The organism is Mesorhizobium sp. M1A.F.Ca.IN.022.07.1.1 (assembly GCF_003997575.1).
Taxonomy (GTDB): Bacteria; Pseudomonadota; Alphaproteobacteria; order Rhizobiales; family Rhizobiaceae; genus Mesorhizobium.
The window spans coordinates 1-874 of record NZ_RZST01000681.1; the positions used below are offsets into that span (position 1 = coordinate 1).

Below are 874 nucleotides of genomic sequence, written 5' to 3' on the forward strand. Positions count from 1 at the left end.
GGGCTGATATGTGACGACTTTTTCGCGAATCGCGTCGCTGTTCGCCCTCATCCTGGCGCTCTTCGTCACGCTTTCAGCGGTTGCGCCGGCATTGGCCGTCGAGCCGATCAAGATTGCCCGCGACGACAAGGCGCTCGACCTTTCGGGCGCAGTCGAGATCTACCGGAACCAGGGCGAGAATTTCCAGGTCTCGACCGCGCCCGGCCCCGACGGCATCGTGCGGCGCATCGAGGTCGAGGCCAATGACGCGCGCTCGACCGGCGACTGGGCGGTGTTCGCGCTCGCCAACACCACCGACCAGCAGCTCGACAGGCTGATCGTCGCGCCGCATTTCCGCCTGGTGAATTCCGGTATCTTCTGGCCCGATCTCGGCTCGACGCGCATCGCGGCGATCACGCCCAGCGAAGGCTTCGCGCTCGACCGCCAGACCAGCCCCGACGCCGATGTGTTCCGAGTGACGCTCAACCCCGGAACGGTCGTCACCTTCATCGCCGAGCTCGCCTCGCCCAAGCTGCCGCAGGTCTATCTGTGGGACCCGGAATCCTACAAGGACTCGGTCAATTCCTACACGCTGTTCCGCGGCATCGTCATCGGCATCGCCGGCCTCTTGGCGCTGTTCCTGACCATCCTGTTCGTCGTCAAGGGAACCTCGATGTTCCCGGCCACCGCCGCCCTTGCCTGGGCGGTGCTTGCCTATATCTGCGTCGATTTCGGCTTCCTCAACAAGGTCATCGAAATCTCGCCCGGCAACGAGCAGATGTGGCGGGCCGGCACCGAGGTGGCGCTGGCGGGTACCTTCGTGGTGTTCCTGTTCGCCTATCTCAACCTCAACCGATGGCACGGCCATTTCAGCTATGGCGCGCTGGTCTGGATC

The 874-nt window shown here is 64.2% G+C and carries 1 protein-coding gene; it reads left to right on the plus strand.

The features are described 5' to 3' along the window. Positions 1-10: 10 nt before the first annotated feature. Positions 11-874, plus strand: an 864-nt coding sequence (locus tag EOA75_RS33360; RefSeq protein ID WP_281058599.1) for a 7TM-DISM domain-containing protein, incomplete at its 3' end; no start/stop codon positions are given.